This is a genomic window from Haliea salexigens DSM 19537 (assembly GCF_000423125.1).
In the GTDB taxonomy this organism is placed as follows: domain Bacteria; phylum Pseudomonadota; class Gammaproteobacteria; order Pseudomonadales; family Halieaceae; genus Haliea; species Haliea salexigens.
This window is the reverse complement of the sequence record NZ_AUHJ01000001.1, coordinates 557,096-574,834: the sequence shown is the minus strand read 5'-3', so window position 1 is coordinate 574,834 and position 17,739 is coordinate 557,096. Positions and strand designations below refer to the sequence as shown.

17 protein-coding genes and 1 pseudogene are annotated in these 17,739 nt (G+C 61.8%); 14 read left to right on the top strand and 4 right to left on the bottom strand.

The window, feature by feature from the left end; genetic code table 11:
* The 7 genes and pseudogenes from G533_RS23790 to sat form a co-directional block, all read left to right on the top strand.
* A pseudogene (locus G533_RS23790) lies at nucleotides 1-246 on the top strand (IS630 family transposase); the annotation flags it as partial.
* A gap of 48 nt (nucleotides 247-294) precedes the next feature.
* Nucleotides 295-1,227: an NAD-dependent epimerase/dehydratase family protein gene (locus G533_RS0102720; protein ID WP_027948647.1), complete on the top strand. Its 933-nt coding sequence runs from the start codon at nucleotides 295-297 to the stop codon at nucleotides 1,225-1,227.
* Nucleotides 1,228-1,252: 25 nt separating this feature from the next.
* Nucleotides 1,253-1,429 carry a hypothetical protein gene (locus tag G533_RS24765; protein WP_158283551.1) on the top strand — a complete coding sequence of 59 codons (177 nt, stop codon included), beginning with the start codon at nucleotides 1,253-1,255 and terminating at the stop codon, nucleotides 1,427-1,429.
* A gap of 97 nt (nucleotides 1,430-1,526) precedes the next feature.
* Complete coding sequence (locus tag G533_RS0102710; protein WP_027948646.1) at nucleotides 1,527-2,651, top strand: DUF1214 domain-containing protein; 1,125 nt, start codon at nucleotides 1,527-1,529, stop codon at nucleotides 2,649-2,651.
* Nucleotides 2,638-3,813, top strand: coding sequence for a sulfotransferase family protein (locus tag G533_RS0102705; protein ID WP_027948645.1), 1,176 nt, complete (start codon nucleotides 2,638-2,640; stop codon nucleotides 3,811-3,813). The genes G533_RS0102710 and G533_RS0102705 overlap by 14 nt, the downstream gene beginning before the upstream one ends.
* 57 nt (nucleotides 3,814-3,870) lie before the next feature.
* The gene (gene cysC / locus G533_RS0102700; protein ID WP_027948644.1) at nucleotides 3,871-4,488 is read left to right on the top strand and encodes an adenylyl-sulfate kinase; all 618 of its coding nucleotides are present in this window, start codon (nucleotides 3,871-3,873) and stop codon (nucleotides 4,486-4,488) included.
* 24 nt (nucleotides 4,489-4,512) lie between these two features.
* The gene (gene sat, locus G533_RS0102695) at nucleotides 4,513-5,694 is read left to right on the top strand and encodes a sulfate adenylyltransferase (protein WP_027948643.1); all 1,182 of its coding nucleotides are present in this window, start codon (nucleotides 4,513-4,515) and stop codon (nucleotides 5,692-5,694) included.
* A 53-nt stretch (nucleotides 5,695-5,747) separates the two neighbouring features.
* Here the strand turns inward: sat and G533_RS0102690 are convergent, their stop codons facing one another.
* Nucleotides 5,748-6,188, bottom strand: coding sequence for a TlpA family protein disulfide reductase (locus G533_RS0102690; RefSeq protein WP_027948642.1), 441 nt, complete (start codon nucleotides 6,186-6,188; stop codon nucleotides 5,748-5,750).
* A 133-nt stretch (nucleotides 6,189-6,321) separates the two neighbouring features.
* Here G533_RS0102690 and arsC point away from each other — a divergent pair, with 133 nt between their 5' ends.
* Genes arsC through sppA form a run of 4 tightly spaced genes read left to right on the top strand, consistent with a single transcriptional unit; the run spans nucleotide 6,322 to nucleotide 9,519 of the window.
* Nucleotides 6,322-6,672, top strand: coding sequence for an arsenate reductase (glutaredoxin) (gene arsC, locus G533_RS0102685; protein ID WP_027948641.1), 351 nt, complete (start codon nucleotides 6,322-6,324; stop codon nucleotides 6,670-6,672).
* Nucleotides 6,672-7,289 carry an NAD(P)H:quinone oxidoreductase gene (gene wrbA / locus G533_RS0102680; protein ID WP_027948640.1) on the top strand — a complete coding sequence of 206 codons (618 nt, stop codon included), beginning with the start codon at nucleotides 6,672-6,674 and terminating at the stop codon, nucleotides 7,287-7,289. The genes arsC and wrbA overlap by 1 nt, the downstream gene beginning before the upstream one ends.
* The gene (locus G533_RS0102675) at nucleotides 7,286-7,678 is read left to right on the top strand and encodes a DUF2069 domain-containing protein (RefSeq protein ID WP_027948639.1); all 393 of its coding nucleotides are present in this window, start codon (nucleotides 7,286-7,288) and stop codon (nucleotides 7,676-7,678) included. The genes wrbA and G533_RS0102675 overlap by 4 nt, the downstream gene beginning before the upstream one ends.
* Complete coding sequence (gene sppA / locus G533_RS0102670) at nucleotides 7,675-9,519, top strand: signal peptide peptidase SppA (RefSeq protein WP_027948638.1); 1,845 nt, start codon at nucleotides 7,675-7,677, stop codon at nucleotides 9,517-9,519. Before G533_RS0102675 ends, sppA begins: the two co-directional genes overlap by 4 nt.
* Before the next feature lie 6 nt (nucleotides 9,520-9,525).
* Here the strand turns inward: sppA and G533_RS20225 are convergent, their stop codons facing one another.
* The 3 genes from G533_RS20225 to G533_RS0102655 form a co-directional block, all read right to left on the bottom strand.
* Nucleotides 9,526-12,657 carry an efflux RND transporter permease subunit gene (locus tag G533_RS20225; protein ID WP_051229895.1) on the bottom strand — a complete coding sequence of 1,044 codons (3,132 nt, stop codon included), beginning with the start codon at nucleotides 12,655-12,657 and terminating at the stop codon, nucleotides 9,526-9,528.
* Nucleotides 12,654-13,922, bottom strand: coding sequence for an efflux RND transporter periplasmic adaptor subunit (locus G533_RS20220; RefSeq protein WP_144079757.1), 1,269 nt, complete (start codon nucleotides 13,920-13,922; stop codon nucleotides 12,654-12,656). Before G533_RS20220 ends, G533_RS20225 begins: the two co-directional genes overlap by 4 nt.
* Before the next feature lie 136 nt (nucleotides 13,923-14,058).
* Complete coding sequence (locus G533_RS0102655) at nucleotides 14,059-14,877, bottom strand: mechanosensitive ion channel family protein (RefSeq protein ID WP_027948637.1); 819 nt, start codon at nucleotides 14,875-14,877, stop codon at nucleotides 14,059-14,061.
* A gap of 179 nt (nucleotides 14,878-15,056) precedes the next feature.
* Between G533_RS0102655 and G533_RS0102650 the strand changes: the two genes are divergently transcribed.
* From G533_RS0102650 to G533_RS0102640, 3 genes are read left to right on the top strand one after another with little or no spacing between them, the layout of a single operon-like run.
* Entirely contained in the window at nucleotides 15,057-15,512 is a 456-nt protein-coding gene (locus G533_RS0102650) for a MaoC family dehydratase (RefSeq protein WP_027948636.1), read from the top strand.
* A gap of 8 nt (nucleotides 15,513-15,520) precedes the next feature.
* Entirely contained in the window at nucleotides 15,521-16,219 is a 699-nt protein-coding gene (locus G533_RS0102645) for an NUDIX hydrolase (RefSeq protein WP_051229893.1), read from the top strand.
* On the top strand, nucleotides 16,216-17,739 hold the full coding sequence (locus G533_RS0102640; RefSeq protein ID WP_051229892.1) for an FAD-dependent oxidoreductase: 1,524 nt from the start codon (nucleotides 16,216-16,218) through the stop codon (nucleotides 17,737-17,739). Before G533_RS0102645 ends, G533_RS0102640 begins: the two co-directional genes overlap by 4 nt.

The following is a 17,739-nucleotide window of genomic DNA, read 5'->3' as shown; positions in this document are numbered from 1 at the left end:
TACATTCACTTCCATTTCACGCCGACCAGTGCCTCCTGGCTGAATGCAGTAGAGGGTTGGTTTGCCCAGCTTGAACGGCGCGCCCTCTACCGCGGAGTTTTCACCAGCGTCCCAGAGCTCAAAGCAGCATTACTCGACTTTATTAAAGTCCACAATCGCACGTTGGCCAAACCGTTCAAATGGACCAAGGATGCGAAGGGTATCCTCGCAGCCGTTGATAGAGCAAAGAATGCGTTACCTAATTAATCAAGCGTCCCACTAGACTGCCCCCTGAGCATCCACAGGAGGTAAGCCATGACAGCCCAGCCAGTAAATATCGCCGGCAGTAAAATCCTTATCACGGGCCCTACCGGGCAGGTGGCAGCACCGGTCATTGACGCCTGGGCCGGGCAAGCCGAACTGACTGCGCTGGCACGCTTCAGTGATCCCGCGCAGCGCAGCGCGCTGGAGGAAAAAGGGGTTCGCTGCGTGGCGGCCGACCTCGCAGACCCCGCGGCGCTGAACGGCCTGGCCGACGACTTCGATTACGTATTGAACTTTGCCGTGGTGAAAACCGACAGTTTTGATTACGACCTGGCCGCGAATGCGGAGGGACTGGGGCGGTTGATGCTGCACTGCCGCAGTGTCAAGGCCTTCCTGCACCTGTCGTCAACTGCAGTGTACGAGTACGCCGGCCATGCGCCGCGGGCCGAGGACGCGCCGCTGGGTGACAACCACCGCTCCATGTTCCCGACCTACAGCATCAGCAAGATCGCCGCGGAAACCGTGTGCCGTTTCGTGGCGCACCAGTTCGGCATTCCGACAACAATCGCCCGGCTCAGCGTACCCTACGGCAACAACGGTGGCTGGCCCTGGTACCACCTGCTGATGATGGAGCAGGGCGTGCCCATTGACGTGCACCCCGAACGCCCAAATCTGTACAACCTCCTGCATACGGATGATTACATCGAAAAGCTGCCGCTACTGCTCGGTGCTGCGAGCAACGAGGTGACCACCGTAAACTTTGGCGGCTCGCAGGCCGTCAGCATCGAGGACTGGTGTGCCTTTCTGACCGAGCTGACCGGGCTGGAGCCCGAGTTTCGCGACAGCCCCACCGCCTTCGGCAGCCTGGCGATCGACACCACCCGTATGCATGATTTGATCGGTCCGACCCGCGTGGACTGGCGCGAAGGGGTGCGCAACATGGTCGCAACACTCTCGCCACACTTGCTCAAGTCCGGCGCCTGAAGGCTGGCGGGGCAGGGAGCCGCGGGTGACGCAATTGCTGCTGCTATTGGTGCTGGTGTTCAGCGCCGTCGCCCTTATGGTAGTGCTGGGTGAACGTTTTGCCCGGCCCATGCCGGCGGAGCGGGTGCGGCGCCTGCAGCGCTGGCTCTTGCCGTTGGTGGGGTTGATGTTACTGCTGTCTCTCGCCAGCCAGTACTGGTAGACGGGTCACCCTTCAGGGTGATGCGCTCGGGCGCAAAAAACTGCACACTGCGACGTTCCGATAATAAGTCTGATGGTTGCCCCCGGGGAGGCTGATTATGTCGACGTCCGAACTCGAAGCATTGCGCAGTGGCCAGTTGTGGGAAGAATTCTGTGAAGGTCTGAAAAGTGCTGGTAAGGAAATTCTCGCCGCCGGCGTACCCGAGGATGACCTCAGTCGCGCTGAGGGTTACCGCTACCTCACGCGGCTGCTGCGCCTGAGCCTGGAGAAACACCTGGAGTTCAATGATCCAGCGTGCCCCCAGTTCTATTCCCTGTCCCACGAAACCGCCAAGATCGGCAATGACAATCCCGACAACTTCTACCAGAACTGTGCGGTGGATGGGCAGCGCAGCTATCGTATTACCGGTAATGCGGGCCAGGTGGAATACCTGAGCATGGAAACCAAGGCCGGCTCCTTCGCCGGGCAGGGTGATATGGCGCCCACCGGGCATGTCACCCTGAATGATCTGGAGCTGGGGCCCAACGGCGAGTTTGAGCTGCTGGTCAGCGCCACGCCGCAACCCGGAAACTGGCTGCCCATGACCGAAGCGTCAGACAATATTCTCGTGCGTCAGACTTTTCGCGACCGCGCGCGGGAGCCCAAGCTCGAGTTGCGTATTGAATGCCTGGATCAGCAGGATGCGCCGGTACTTGACCCCGTAGAGTTCGCCAGCCAGCTGCAGCGTGTGGTGCCCTTCGTCAATGGCACGGCCGGGCTGTTCCGCAACTGGATGCTGGGCTTTGCCGAGCACATCAACGAACTGCCCCCCAACGATCAGCAGATGTGCCTGCGTGCCGGCGGCGACCCGGCTATTTTCTACCACAACAGCTACTGGCAACTGGCACCGGAGGAGGCACTGCTGATCGAGTTCACGCCGCCCGGTGACTGCCGCACGTGGAACTTTCAGTTATCCAATTTCTGGATGGAGTCGCTGGATTACCGCTTCCAGCGCATTCACATCAACCGCAGTGGTGCGCGCTACGAGGCGGATGGCAGTGTGCGCATCGTGGTGGCGGCGGAGAGCCCCGGCAGCGCCTTCCCCAACTGGCTGAGTACGGCTGGCCACAGCTGCGGCAGCATGCTGCTGCGCTATGTGGAAGCCTCCGATCATCCCCCGGTGCGCACACGCGTAGTTGCGCTGGACACACTCAAGGCAGGAGAACTCAATGACCACAAATGAGCTGGCGCTGGATGCCGATGCACTGGTCGCCGCCGCGAAAGCGGTAGACGGGCTCGAGGATTTTGGGGACGACAGTTATCGCGAGCCGCTGGAAAGGTTGTTGTGGTCGCTGGTGCACGAGGCGGACCTGAATGCGATCGGGCGCCCGGCAATGGCACAACGGATGCTCGATATTCTGTCTACCCGGCTGCGGGTGCAGGAATGGTTGCGGCGTCACCCTGAAATCCGCGATGAAGAGATCGTTGCGCCCCTGGTGATCGTCGGCTTGCCGCGTACTGGTACGACCATGCTGCACCGCACGATTGCGGCGGATAATCGTATGTATGCCCCCCTGTGGTACGAAACACGCTTTCCCTGCCCGGACCTCGACTGGGACTTCACGGCCGCCGGCGATCGCCGCATACGCGATGCCAAGGCCGAAGTAAAAATGATGGTCGACAGCAACCCGGACCTGCTCGCCGTGCACCCGCTGGATGCGATGGAGCCGGACGAAGACATCATGTTGCTGGAGCAGTCCTTCTACAGTTTCAATATTCAGGCGCTGGCACATGTGCCGAGTTTCGATGCCTGGATAGAAGCGCAGGACCACACTATCGGCTATGAATACCTGAAGCTCCTGCTGCAGTTCCTGCAGTGGCAGAAGAAACGCAGTGGTCAAAGTGGCGAGCGCTGGGCGCTGAAAGCGCCGCATCACCTGCATTACATGGACCTCGTGTTTCGCATTTTCCCGGACGCCCGCGTGGTACAATCGCACCGCGATCCGGTCGAGACCATTCCCTCGCTGGCCAGCATGATCGCCAACGTGTGGAAGGTCTACTCCGACTCCGCGGACCCGGCGGAAGTGGGTCGGCAGTGGGCGCGCAAGTTTGCCAAGGGCATGCAGCATACGATCGACGTGCGCCGCGAGCTCGGCCCCGAACGCTTCCTCGACCTCTGGTTCAAGGACACGGTGAGCCAGCCGCTGGTGGAGATTGGTCGCGTCTATGATTTCCTCGGTATGGACCTTACGCCCCAGGCGAGTGTGGAAATGGCGCGTTGGCAGGATTCCAATCGACGTGAACTGCGCCCGGCACACGCCTATACGCTGGACCAGTTCGGCCTCACTGAGGAAGGGCTCAAGGAACAATTCAAGGGCTATCGCGAAGCCTTTATCCTGAAGTAATTCCACCTTCGCCGGGCGAGCGGCGAACAACCTGTATCACTGCACGAGAGGGAGCACATGGCAGAGCAAAAAGCGACAAACGTCCACTGGCACGAGGGTGACATCACCCGTGAGCACCGGGAAAAACTGTTGGGCCACAAGGGGGCGACCCTCTGGTTTACCGGCCTGTCCGGCAGTGGCAAAAGCACGGTGGCGGTCGAGCTGGAAGGTCGCCTGAACGAGATGGGCGTACTCGCCTATCGTCTGGACGGTGATAACGTACGTCTGGGTATCAACCGCAACCTCGGTTTCAGCGCTGACGACCGCACGGAAAACATCCGTCGCATCGGAGAAATCTCCAAGCTGTTTGTGGATTGCGGTATCCTCACCCTGAGCAGCTTTATCAGCCCCTACGCCAGCGATCGCAACCAGGTGCGTGAACTGCACGAGGCGGCGGGCATGGATTTCATTGAAATCCACGTCGACTGTTCCCTGGAAGCGGCTGAAGCCCGCGATCCCAAGGGCCTGTACAAGAAAGCGCGCGCCGGTGAAATCAAGAACTTCACAGGCATTGATGACCCCTACGAGGCCCCGTTCAAGCCGGAGGTGCACCTGCACTCGGACCAGCAGACGCTGGCTGAAGAGGTGGATGCCATCATTGCCCTGCTGCGCGAGCGCGGCATCATCAAGTCCTGACCTTTACCCCGAACGGAGACCATCATGATCAAGCCACACGGCTCAGACGAGCTGCAAGCCTTATACGTTGCCGATGACGCCCGTCGCGAGGCGCTGCTCAAGGAGGCCGAGCAACTGCCGTCACTGCTGCTGAACTCCGCTGCGGCCGCTAACGCGGTCATGCTCGGCGCCGGCTATTTCAACCCGTTGAAGGGATACATGAACCTGGCCGACAGCCTGAGCGTAGCGGAGAAGCTTCAGACGTCTAAGGGTCTGTTCTGGCCTGTACCGATCGTCAACCTGACAGAGGCTACCGACATTCAGCCCGGCAGCCGCATCGCCCTGCGCGACCCCAACGTGGATGGCCACCCGGTGCTGGCGGTAATGCAGGTTGAGGCGGCCGAGCATGTCGGCGATGAGCAGATCGATTTTATCGCCGAGAAGGTGTTCCGCACACTGGATCCTTCACACCCGGGCGTAGCCACCTTCAAGTCCCTGGGGCGCACGCTGCTTTCCGGGCCGATTGAGGTGCTCAACTTCTCCTACTTCCCCGGCGAGTTTCCTGACACGTTCCGCACCGCGGTCGATATTCGCGCGGAAATTGCCTCGCGCGGCTGGAACAAGGTGGTGGCCTTCCAGACCCGCAATCCCATGCACCGTGCTCACGAAGAGCTCTGTCGCATGGCCATGGAAGACCTGGACGCGGACGGCATCCTCATTCACATGCTGTTGGGCAAGCTGAAGCCGGGCGATATTCCTGCGGATGTTCGCGACGCCTCCATTCGCAAAATGGTCGATGTGTATTTCCCACCCAATACGGTGATGGTGACAGGCTACGGTTTTGACATGCTCTACGCTGGGCCACGCGAGGCCGTATTGCACGCAGTCTTCCGCCAGAACTGCGGCTGCACACACCTGATCGTCGGCCGTGACCACGCCGGGGTGGGTGACTACTACGGTGGTTTTGACGCGCAGACCATCTTTGACGAAGAGGTGCCTGCGGGTTCCCTGCAGCTGGAGATCTACCGTGCGGACCACACCGCCTACAGCAAGAAGCTGGACCGGGTAGTGATGATGCGTGATGCGCCCGACCACAGTCCGGAGGACTTCGTGCTGCTGTCAGGCACCAAGGTACGTGAAATGCTGGGTAACGGCATTGCGCCACCGCCTGAGTTCTCGCGTCCGGAAGTGGCGAAAATCCTTATGGATTACTACCAGAGTCTGTAAGCCTTGCCGGGTCGGTGCGCCGCAGTGCCGACCCGCCTGCCCGCCGGAGCCACTCAGTCTGCTCCGTGTGCATGCACCGTCGCTGCAAGCAGCGACTCCAGCGTTTGTGGCCCGATCAGCGTATCCAGCAGTTCCCCCTCGGGATTGATGATGAGCGTGGTGGGCAGTACCGTGGGCCGATTCAGGCCAAGCAGTGCAGCCGGGTCCTCTGCCAGTGTTCTGAAACCTACCTGCAGTGTTTCCAGTTGTGTTTGCAGGTCTTCGCCAGTGGCGCCGTCATAATTGACGCCCAGCACGGTGATTGCGTCGTAGTCACTGTCCAGCGCGTTAAGTTCCGGTATCTCCTTGATACAGGGTTTGCACCACTCGGCCCAGTAATTGATCACAACCCACTGGCCGCGCAGGTCGCGCAAGAGGTCGGCATTGCTCTGGGGTGCGGATGGCTGGCACGCTGCCAGCGTCAGTAGTAGCAGGGTCAGGCAGGCGGTTCTCACGGGTGTTGCACTCCTCTTGTCGTGTATGGCGCGAATTCCATACCGGGCGGGCGCAGTATGCCATGATTGGATGGCGGCGCCGCGTTCATTCCTTTTGCTATAATGTACGCCGTTTTTCTCTGGGGAGTTTTCCGTGAGCGAGTTCCAGATTTATCACAACCCGCGCTGCTCCAAGTCGCGTGCAACGCTGGCCCTGCTGCAGGAACACGGCGTCGAGCCCGAGGTGATCCCCTACCTGGAGCAGCCGTTGTCCGCGACGGCGCTCAAGCGGTTGCTGAAAAAGCTCGCCGTGCCCGCGAGCGCGTTGGTCCGGCGCGGGGAACCCGAGTTCAAGGCAGCGGGATTGCACGCTGCCAGTAGCGAGGCAGAATTGCTTGCTGCCATGGCGGCTCATCCCAAGCTGATGGAGCGGCCGGTGGTGACCCGCGGTGAGCGGGCCGTGATCGGCCGGCCACCGGAGAATGTGCTGGCGCTGCTCGACTGATGGCGGAGCCCTATATTCTGGTGCTGTATTACAGCCGCCACGGCGCTACCGCAGCGATGGCATCGCAGGTAGCGCGCGGCGTGGAAACGATCGCCGGGATTGGCGCGCGCCTGCGCACGGTGCCGGCAATTTCGGCGACCTGCGAGGCGGTGGAGGATACGATCCCGGCAGATGGTCCCCTGTATTGTGAACTCGACGAGCTGGCGGCCTGCGCCGGGTTGGTGTTGGGCAGCCCCACACGCTTCGGCAATATGGCGGCACCGCTGAAGTATTTCCTCGACCAGAGCTCAGGCCTCTGGTTGAGCGGCGCACTTATCGACAAACCCGCTGCCGTCTTCACCTCGACCTCAAGCCTGCACGGAGGCCAGGAGTCCACCCTGCTCAGCATGTTGTTGCCCTTGTTGCACCACGGGATGGTGGTCGCCGGGCTGCCCTACAGCGAGCCGGGTTTGATGACGGCCACTGCGGGCGGCACACCCTACGGGGCCTCCCACTGGGCTGGCCCCGATAACCAGAAGCGGTTGGACCCGCAGGAAGCGGCGCTCTGTCGTGCCCTGGGCGCCCGCGTCGGTCGCCTCGCTCTGTCATTGGGTCAGCACTCGGGAGACGCCTCATGAATAGCATTACGCAACGTCGAGGTGCCAGCCTCTGGCTATGGCGCCTCACCTGGTTGAGCTGGGGGGTACTCATCGGCCAGACAGCATGGTCACTCGCCTTGACCCAGCCCCCGTGGATAATCTGGTTGGGCAGTCTGTTGCCGTTGCTGCTGTTTGTCCACGGCATGTTACATGATCGCCTGCGCAGCTTTATCTGGTTGTGCTTTGTCTCCCTGCTCTACTTCATCGCGCTGGTGGAGCGCCTTTTCGCAACACCCTGGGCGCCGTTGCCCTGGGTAGGCATGGTGGCTGTTGTGCTGTTGTTCTGCAGTGCCATGCTCTACGTGCGTGCGCGCGCCCGCGAATGGCAGGCCGCCGCCCCTGTACCTTCTCCGGAGTCATCGTCATGAGCCGCCCTTCGCCGATACGCCGCTTTTTCTCCGCCCTCTGGCGTGGGTTGACCTGGTTTCGTCTGGCCCTGTCGAATCTGCTGTTTCTCGCTTTTCTTGTGCTTATCTATGTGCTGTATTTCAGCGGCGGGCCACCGCCCCAGCCGGAAAAAGCCGCCCTGCTGCTGAACCTGAGTGGGACGCTGGTCGAGGAAAAATCGGACGTGAATCCGCTGCAGGCGCTCGCCGGCGAGCCCTCCCCGGCGGATCGCGAGATCGCGCTGCGTGATGTGCTGGATGCGGTGCGCGAGGCGGCACAGGACCCAGCCATCACCGCGCTGGTGATGGAGCTTGATTTCCTGGTGTCAGCAGGCATCAGCAAAAGCCTGGAAATCGCGGCCGCCATTGAAGAGTTTAAAGCCAGCGGCAAGCCGGTGATCGCTCTCGGCGACTATTTCACGCAGGACCAGTATCTACTGGCCAGCCAGGCAGATGAGGTGATTCTTCACCCCATGGGCGCGGTGCCGCTGGAGGGGTTCGCCAGCTACCGCAATCACTTCCGTGAGGCACTGGATAAAGCCCTGGTCTCCATGCATGTGTTTCATGCCGGCGAGCACAAGTCGATGGCCGAGCCTTTTCTTCGCGACGACATGTCGCCGGCAGAGAAAGTCATCACATCGGCCTGGTTACAGGACCTGTGGGGGGAATATGTCGGCGTAGTGGAGTCCCGGCGCAACCTGCCGGCCGGGAGCATTGACCGTTACATCAACCGCTACGCCGAGCGTATGGCGGAGGCCGGCGGTGATGCGGCACGTGTGGCCCAGGAGCAGGGACTGGTTGACACACTGCTGTCGCGGCCTGACGCCAACGATTACCTGGTGGAACAGGTGGGTGCCGCGAACGAAGAAGGCTTCTACGAGGCGGTATTTTTCGAGTCCTACATCAACGCCAAGCGCCCCATGGGGCTGACACCCATGATGGAGGACCGCGTAGCCGTGGTGACTGCCGAGGGCAATATCATGACCGGTGAGCAGCCCCCTGGCACCATCGGTGGCGACTCCCTGGCGCGCTTGCTGCGCCAGACCGCGGAACAGCCGGGGGTGAAGGCCCTGGTGATCCGGGTGAATACCGGCGGCGGCAGCGTGCTGGCCGCGGAGCGTATTCGGCAGGCCATCGGGCGCATTCGCGAAGCCGGCATGCCGGTGGTGATCTCCATGGGCGCCATTGCGGCATCGGGCGGCTACTATATTGCAGCGGAGGCGGATGAGATCTGGGCGACGCCCACCACCATCACTGGCAGCATCGGCGTCTTCGCTGCTTTTCCGACCTTCGAACGTCTGCTGGATCGCCTTGGGGTCAACACCGACGGTGTAGGCACCACCGAGCTTGCGGGGTCGCTGCGCCTGGATCGCCCGCTGGACCCGCAGGTGGCGGCAACGCTGGCTACGGGGGTGAATTTCACCTACCGGGAGTTCCTGGACATCGTGGCCACTGGCCGTGGTTTGGCCGAGGAGGCCGTGCAGGCTGCTGCCGGTGGCCGAGTGTGGAGTGCTCCCGATGCACAGGCGTTGGGCCTGATTGATGAACTCGGTTCACTGCGCGAGGCGGTCGCGGCAGCGGCGGAGCTCGGCGGCCTGGACCGCAGTAACCACGCGGTAGAGTACGTGCAACAACCCCTGTCACCCCGCGACATGCTGCTGCGACAGCTCGCCTCACGGGTCGGTATGTCGGGCAGTTTGTCCGTCCTGGATACGGGGTTACAGCAGTTGTTGCAGCCCGTGGCAACGGCGGCGCGCACACTCACCGAGCTCAATGACCCCACGCATCGGTACATGCGCTGCCTGGATTGTGTGGCGCCCTGATCGGGTTTATTGCGCCGGCAGGGGGTCGTTTCCAGTGGCGGGCCTGCGCCAGTGCTTCAAGTCCAGCAGGATCATGTAGAGGGCGGGGACCAGCAACAGCGTAATCACCGTGGCAAACACGATGCCGAAGGCCAGTGACACCGCCATCGGCACAATTTCCTGTGCCTGCGCACTGCGCTCCAGCAGCATCGGTGCGAGGCCGAAAAACGTGGTCAGGGAGGTGAGCAGAATGGCGCGGAAGCGCTGCGTGCCCGACTCCACCACGGCGCGCAGAGGTTCCACACCGCTCTTTATCGCATTGTTGATGTGGTCGACCAGAATCAGGCTGTCATTCACGACCACGCCGCTTAAGGCAATTACCCCCATCAGTGACATCATGCTCAGGGGGTAGCCCGTGAGCCAGTGGCCGACAACTGCGCCGATCACGCCAAACGGTATCACCCCCATGATGATCAACGGTTGCAGGTAAGATCGGGTAGGAATTGCCAGCAATGCATAGATGCCGAACAGGGCGAGACCAAAGCCGATCAGCATGCTGTTTACCATCTTGCTTTCCTCGTCAGCCATGCCGGCAACGGCATAGCTGAGTCCGGGATATTTCTGTAGCAGCTCGGGCAGTACGGATTTTTTCAGGTCGGCGACAATGCGCGCCGGCTCCACCAGGTCTTTGTTGGCCTCGGCAGTCACCTCGGCGGCGCGCTGGTAATTGATGTGCGTGACCTTGCGCAGGCCCTGCTTGACCTCCATTGTGGCGACGGTCTGGAAGGGGATTGCCTGGCCATCCGGTGTGCGGATATACATCCCCTGAAGTGTGTCTACGGTTTCGCGGTCGGCCCGCGGGTAGCGCACCATCACCTTGACTTCGTCGAGGCCACGCTGCATGCGCTGGGCCTCGGCGCCGTAGAAAGCACTGCGCACCTGGTTCGCCACGGCGTAGCGCGACAACCCCAGGGCCTCGCCTTCGGGCAGCAGTTCAATGTGGAACTCATCTGCCGTATCGCTGGCGCCATTGCGTATGTCATACACGCCGTCGTAGCGTTGAATCGCCGTTTCCAGTTCCGCCGCCGCTGCGCGCAACGTGGAGAAATCCCGGTGCATGAGGTCAAAGGCGATCGCGGGTCCAAAGCCCGGACCATCGGCGCTGGTTATGGACAGGACCTTGGTACCGTGGAGCACACCTACCGCCTCGCGCCAGCGACGCTCCACCTCTCGGGTGGAAATGCTGCGCTGGTCTTCCTTGGTCAGTTCGATGTCCACGCCACCGATGGTGCGGCCGCTGCCGTAGGCGAACACATGATTGACCAGGTGTTCCTTGCCGCCCGTTGCCTCGCGGTGTGCAGCCTCGACTGAGTCGAGCGCTGCCACGATATGCTCAATGGTTGCCAGGGTGCGTTCCTCGGGGGTGCCCTCGGTCATTTCCAGCTGCACGGAGATAAACTCGCCGGGTACATCCGGGGCAATGACCGTGCGCACAATCCCGCCCGCGACCAGCCCGCTGCACAGCACCAGCAGCGCCATGAAGGCGGCCAGGGTAACGTAGCGGTTGCGGATGCAGCGCTGCATCAGGGGGCTGTAACGGTGTTCGACAAAGCGCTTGAGGCCGTGATTGACCTGCTGTTGACGCCGGTCAACGGCGAGCAGAAACCGGTTGCGTGTGGGTGTGCTGTGCGCCAGGTGGGCCGGCAGAATCCACTTGGATTCCACCAGTGAGAACAACAGGCAGAGAATAACCACCCAGCCACAGGCTTCGGGGAATGCGGCAAACACACCCTCCATGAACAGCGTGGGCGCGAATGCGACGATGGTGGTGAGTACGCCGAAGGTGGCGGGTACGGCAACCTTGTTCACGCCGTTGACAACACTCTGGATACTGTGGCCGTGACGTTCCTGTTCGGTGTAGGCACTTTCGCCCATGATGATGGCATCATCCACCACAATGCCCAGTACCAGAATGAAGCCGAACAGGCTGATCATGTTGAGACTGGCATGAATATACGGTGTGTTGATCAGTGCCATGGCGCCGAGGAAGCAGACAGGAATGCCCAGCATGACCCAGAACGCGAGTTTGATTTCCAGAAACAGCGCCAGCACGATGAACACCAGCAGTGCGCCCATGGCCAGGTTTTTCAGCATCATGCCCAGGCGGCCTTCCAGGTAGAAGGTGATATCCGACCAGATGTCCAGACTGGCTGCCGCGGGCAGCTGCCCCTGCTTCTGCTCGACCCAGGCGCGTGTCGCTTTCGCTGTGTCGAGGATGTCCTGCTTGCCCATGGCAAACACCTGAATGCCAAGGGAGTAGCGGCCGTTGAAACGTGCAAAGCCGCTGTCCTCGACGAAGCCGTCACGCACGGTTGCAATATCGCCGAGCAACAGCCGGGTGCCATCCGCGAAGCTGCGCAGCACAATGGATTCGAAATCCTGTTGCACGTAGGCCTGCCCCTGCGTGCGCAGCAGGATATCGCCCTGACGCGTGCGCAGGGAGCCGGCGGGCAGGTCCAACGACGAGCGCGCAATCACGTCGGCTACATCGCTCAGGGTCAGGTGGTATTCACGCAGCAGCGATTCGGAGATTTCGATGGAGATTTCGTAGTCGCGCGCGCCAACCACTTCCGCCGCCGATACCTCCGGCAAGGTCAGCAGGTCGCGGCGGATATCCTCTGCCAGGGTTTTCATGCTGCGTTCATCCAGCTCACCGGAGAGCTGTAATTGCAGCGCAGGAAATTGCAGCTCGGGCTGGCTGATGATGGCTTTCTCGGCGTTGGCCGGAAAGTGCTGGATAGCGTCGATGCGGTTCTTGATGTCGCCCAGCAGGGCGTTCATGTCGATGCCTTCCTGGGGCTCCACCATCACCCGTGCGTGTGAATCCAGCGCGTCGGACTCCACCCGCTTGATGCCGTCCAGGTCGTTGATGGCCTCTTCGATTTTCAACACAATGCCCTGTTCGACTTCCTCTGGTGAGGCGCCGGGATAGGACATGTTGATGAAGATCAGCTCAATATCGAAGGAGGGAAAGATCGACCGCTGAATATTGAACGCGGACCCCAGGCCAACCACCAGGATAATAGCCATCAGCAGGTTGGCGGCAACGGGGTTGTGGGCAAACCAGGCGATAACGCCGCCCTGGCGATGCGTGCTCATGCGGGGGGAGCCTCACCGGGTACTGCAGTGGCGGCATCACCGGCAATATCGCCAGCGGTGGCCTGGCGCCCATCGGCCTGGTTGCGCTGGCGCAGTTCGCGACTGCTGACGCGCGAGACCACACTGACTTCGGCGCCGGTGAGTGCGCTGTCGAGTGTGGTCAGTATCACCTCGTCGCCATTCTCCAGGCCGGTGGACACATAGACGAAATCTCCACCGGTGTTCAGGGTGGTGACCGTGCGGTTGCGCACCAGGTTGTTGTCGTCCACGACGGCCACGTTATCGCCCGCGCGCATCACGTAGCGGGGCAGGGCAACCAGGCCCGGCATAGGCCGGCCTGCAATATTGGCCGTCACGAAAGTACCGATGCGCAGGGGCTGTGGCTCCGGGCTGGTCAAGCCGTAGGGGTCGTCGATACGCGCCACCACGTAGAGGACCCTGGAGCGCTCGTCGAAGACACCCTCGCTGCGGTGTAGCGTGGCGGGCCAATGGGTGACATCGCCGTTGACGTCGGTGTACAGGTCGATGGCAGCGCCGGCCTTGCCGGAGCCCACACCGGGCAAGTCGAGGTAGGGCAGGCGTGTTTGCGGAATAGGCAGGCGCACTTCCGCCAGCTCTACCGAAAACACCTCTGCGAGTTGGGTGCCAGGCGTCACGAACTGCCCCACCTCCGCGTGTTTGGCCCCGATCAACGCCCTGTAGGGCGCGCGTACGATGGTTCTGTCGAGGTCATTTTGAGCCGTTTGCAGGTCGGCGCGGGCAGCCAACAGTTGCGCTTCAACCTGTGCCAGTTGCGGCTTGCGCAGGTAGAGGTCGCGCGCCTCGTCGGAGCGCTGGCTGCCCGCTGGCAGTTTTTCCCACTCCCGCCTGGCCACGTCGGCGCGACCACGCTCCTGCAGCTGCTCGCTTTCCGCAGAACGCAATGCCGCCTCGGCCCGCGCCAGACGCGCCTGGTAGTCTCGCGGGTCGATGCGCAGCAGCACATCTCCCTGATTGACGAAACCGCCAACGTTGAAGGCCTCCGACACCGCCACAATACGTCCCTGCACTTCAGCCAGCAGGGTGGTTTGCTGTAGCGGAGACACAGTGCCCTGCGCCTGCATGGGGATGCGGATGGTTTCCTTTTCGGCCACTACCACATCGACGGTAATGGGCACGTATACCGGTTCGCTGATTTCAGTGTCTGGCCGCATCGTGTACAGCAGTGCGGTGATGAGGGCTGCTGCCAGCAATAGTGCGCAGGCAACAACGAATTGACGCTTCACAGTGGCCACATGTTTTACCGTTTTAATGCTCTGGTTGCCCGCCACAGGCGAGCAGACCAGAGGGGACGCGAAGCGGCCTTTATATCACATAGGCACCGTTGCAGGCTGTGAAATACTGTTAATACGTGTGTTTGCGTCAGTCTTGCTGCGGCGTGTGGATGTCCATCTGCGGGAACGGGATGGTGATACCGGCGTCATCGAATTTCAGCTTTACTGCTTCCGTGGTATCCCAGAGAACCGCCCAGTAGTCCTCCGACTTTACCCAGGGGCGCACCAGGAAGTTCACGCTGGAGTCGGCCAGTTCGCCGACCACGATGGTAGGAGCCGGGTCGCTCAGCACGCGCTCGTCTGCTGCAATGATTTCTTCCAGCAACTGCTTGGCCTTGCGCAGGTCATCGCCGTAGGAAACGCCAAACACCAGGTCAACCCGGCGCGTGGGGCGCGCAGAGAAGTTGGTGATGTTGTTGCCCAGCACCGCGCTGTTGGGCACGATAATTTCCTTGTTGTCCGGCGTGGTGAGCGTGGTGGTGAAAATGCTGATGTTCTCCACCGTGCCCATGGCACCACCTGCTTCCACAAAATTGCCCTTGGTGAATGGGCGGAAGAGGATCAGCAACACACCCGCTGCCAGGTTGGCGAGAGACCCTTGCAGCGACAGGCCGATGGCGAGGCCCGCCGCACCGAGCAGAGCGACCATCGATGTGGTGTCAATGCCCAGCTTGCTGAGCGCCGCGATGATGACAAACAGCAGCAGAATCCAGTGCAGGATGGCGGTGAGAAACTTCACCAGCACTTCATCCATGCGTCGTGCATGCATGAATTTCTCAACCCAGCGCGAAACGGCCGCCACCACGATACGGCCGATATAGAAAATGGCGATGGCGAAAATGATGCGTGTGCCCCAGGGGATAACGTAGAGCTGTAGCAGCTCGTTCAGGTCGAGATTCTCAAGCATGTTCTGGCCTCCTTTGTGTGAATGCTCTCAATATACCGCAATACCGCCGACCCTGCAGGCCGGCTGGTCCTGGGTGCGTGGCCCCTGCGTGGTGGGAAACGTTAAACCACGGTCGCTGTCGGCCCGCGCCGCCGGTGTTATAGTCATCGTCACATGTTTTTTGTCACAGGAAAGGCCGCATGACCACAGTATTTGAAAATCCCGCTGCGTTGCTGGGCACTGAAGGAACAGCGCTGGGCTGCACCGACTGGTTGCAGATTGAGCAGGAGCGTATCGACCTGTTTGCCGAGGCAACCGGCGACCACCAGTGGATTCACGTCGATCCCGAGCGCGCGGCCACAGGCCCCTTTGGCAAGACCATCGCCCACGGTTACCTCACCCTGTCGCTGGCGAACCTGTTTCTGCCACAGCTGCTGCAGGTGAACAACGTGTCCATGGGTGTGAATTACGGCTGTGACAAGGTGCGTTTTCCGGCGCCGGTACCCGTGGGCAGCCGGGTGCGGGGCTGCGGTGAAATCCTCGCTGCAGAAGAGGTGAAGGGCGGTGTACAGGTGGTGGTCAGGGTGACAATCGAGGTAGAAGGCAGTGATCGCCCCGCCTGCGTCATCGATACCATCAGCCGTTTCTTTCCTTGAGCCCCAGCATGTTGGAAATGGGTACAGGCGAGGTGCCGATTGTGCCTTCGGCGACGGTGGTGCCGGTGCGCGACGGCCCAACAGGGCTTGAGGTGCTGCTGCTGCAGCGCAACGTGGCCCTGAAGCACATGGGCGGGGAGTGGGTGTTCCCGGGTGGTCGCATCGATCCGGCGGACTACCGGGTGCCGGGAGACCACGATCGCGCCGCGCTGGAGGCGGCGATGCGGGAAACGCAAGAGGAAGCGGGCGTATGCATACGGCCAGAGCAGCTGCACTTCCTGTCGCACTGGACCACCCCCGAAGGTGCCCGTCGTCGCTACAGCACCTGGTTCTTTCTCGCCGTGTTGCCCGCCGATCAGGACATCACGGTGGACGGTGGCGAAATCTCCGCACACCGCTGGGTGCGTCCCGAGGACGCTTTCGCAGAGATACGGGATACCGCCAGCCCGTTTCGCCTTATGCCCCCCACGTTTGTCAGCCTTGTCGATCTGGCTGATTTCTCTGACTGTGTTTCCGCGCAGCACGCGCTGCGGAAGCGCAGGCCACGGCGCTACGCACCGCGCATGATCATGTTGGAGGGCGGTGTGTGCTTCCTGTACGAGGACGACGCGGGATACGAGAGCGTGTCGGAGTCGGTGAGTGGTCCGCGCCATCGCACCTACATGATAGACAACCAGCTGGAGTATATCCGCGAGGTGGCTGAATGAGTGCATCACGCTGGCGTCGTCGCGAACTGCTTGCCGGCCTGGCTGCGGGTTCGGCGGGCTTGCTGGCAGCGGGGCCCGCTGCAGCGCTGAGCCCGCGTGAGGCGGGCAGCTGGGACGAGACCACGGATGTATTGGTAGCAGGCTCTGGCTCGGCGGCCTGCAGTGCCTCCATTGAGGCCCGGCGCATGGGCGCGCGGGTGCTCCTCATTGAAGCGTTGCCGAAATTTGGCGGGTCTTCGGCCATGTCAGGGGGCGTAGTGTACGCAGGCGGCGGCACCGCCCTGCAGAAGGCAGCGGGCTTTGAAGACAGTGTGGAAGAGATGTACCGCTTTATCGCCGGCAACAGCGGCCGTCATCCTCAGCTGGCGAAAATACAGCTCTACTGCGAAGAGAGCGTGGCGCATTTCGATTGGCTGGTCGCGATGGGGGTGCCCTATAACGACCGCTTCACAGCGGTGAAGGAACTCACCCTCGGCGATGAGTCACTCTACTACTCCGGGAACGAACTGGCCTGGCCGGCGCGTGAGCATGCGCGTCCGGTACCCCGCGGCCACGTGCCTGGTACGCCGGGCATGACCGGTGGGCGCACCTTGATGGAGGCACTGCTGGCACAGACGGTGGCGGCTGGTGTGACGATGCGTTCGGGCGTCGCTGGTCAGCGCCTGATTGTGGAGGCTGACGGCCGCGTGGCCGGCATGCAGGTTGTGGCGGAGGGTGAAACACGCAATATTCGCGCTTTGCGCGGCGTGGTGCTCGCCTGCGGTGGCTTCATTCACAACCGCGACATGGTGCAGCGCCATGCCCCCGCCCTGTTCGACTGCTCGGCGCCCTGGGGCAATGCGGGGGACCTGGGGCAGGGCATTATGATGGGCGCCGGCGTGGGTGGCGAAACCCTGCACATGCACGAGGGATTTGCCATCACGCCCATTTACCCCCCTGAGTCCACGCTGGCGGGCATTGTGGTCAACGCCAACGCGCAGCGCTTTGTCCCGGAGGACAGCTATTACGGCGTGTTGGGCGATGCTATCGCCTACCAGCAGGAGGGACGGGCCTGGCTCATCACTGACGCCAGCAGCAGTTTCGACTACCCCCAGGATAACTTCCTGCCGGTCGCTGAAGCACCCACCATCGGCGACCTGGCGGCGCGCACCGACTTCCCCCAGGGGGCTTTGCAGCATACCGTGGCCTACTACAACCGTTTTGCCGATATCGGCCGGGATCCGCTGTTCCACAAACAGGCGCAGTATCTGCGTCCACTGGACAAGCCACCGTTCAAGGCCTGGGACCTGTCGGTCAAGCGCGCCTTCTTTACCGCACATACCTTCGGCGGCCTGCATACGGATATCAATGGGCGTGTGATCGGTGGCTTCGGTGAGCCCATACCGGGTTTGTACGCGGCCGGGCGCACCACAGCGGGCCTGCCGGTGGCACCCTACATCGCCAGTGGCCTGTCTGTGGGTGACTGCACGTTCTTCGGGCGCCGTGCCGGCGTTGCGGCGGCGAGTGAGGTGTCAGTATGA

Excerpts from the sequence above, each read along its gene's own strand:
- G533_RS0102640 (WP_051229892.1), top strand. The coding sequence starts at position 16,216 with ATGAGTGCATCACGCTGGCGTCGTCGCGAACTGCTTGCCGGCCTGGCT.
- G533_RS0102675 (WP_027948639.1), top strand. The coding sequence starts at position 7,286 with ATGAATAGCATTACGCAACGTCGAGGTGCCAGCCTCTGGCTATGGCGC.
- G533_RS0102645 (WP_051229893.1), top strand. The coding sequence starts at position 15,521 with ATGTTGGAAATGGGTACAGGCGAGGTGCCGATTGTGCCTTCGGCGACG.
- G533_RS0102655 (WP_027948637.1), bottom strand. The coding sequence starts at position 14,877 with ATGCTTGAGAATCTCGACCTGAACGAGCTGCTACAGCTCTACGTTATC.
- G533_RS0102650 (WP_027948636.1), top strand. The coding sequence starts at position 15,057 with ATGACCACAGTATTTGAAAATCCCGCTGCGTTGCTGGGCACTGAAGGA.
- G533_RS0102705 (WP_027948645.1), top strand. The coding sequence starts at position 2,638 with ATGACCACAAATGAGCTGGCGCTGGATGCCGATGCACTGGTCGCCGCC.
- wrbA (WP_027948640.1), top strand. The coding sequence starts at position 6,672 with ATGGCGGAGCCCTATATTCTGGTGCTGTATTACAGCCGCCACGGCGCT.
- G533_RS0102710 (WP_027948646.1), top strand. The coding sequence starts at position 1,527 with ATGTCGACGTCCGAACTCGAAGCATTGCGCAGTGGCCAGTTGTGGGAA.
- sppA (WP_027948638.1), top strand. The coding sequence starts at position 7,675 with ATGAGCCGCCCTTCGCCGATACGCCGCTTTTTCTCCGCCCTCTGGCGT.
- sat (WP_027948643.1), top strand. The coding sequence starts at position 4,513 with ATGATCAAGCCACACGGCTCAGACGAGCTGCAAGCCTTATACGTTGCC.
- cysC (WP_027948644.1), top strand. The coding sequence starts at position 3,871 with ATGGCAGAGCAAAAAGCGACAAACGTCCACTGGCACGAGGGTGACATC.
- G533_RS0102720 (WP_027948647.1), top strand. The coding sequence starts at position 295 with ATGACAGCCCAGCCAGTAAATATCGCCGGCAGTAAAATCCTTATCACG.
- G533_RS20225 (WP_051229895.1), bottom strand. The coding sequence starts at position 12,657 with ATGAGCACGCATCGCCAGGGCGGCGTTATCGCCTGGTTTGCCCACAAC.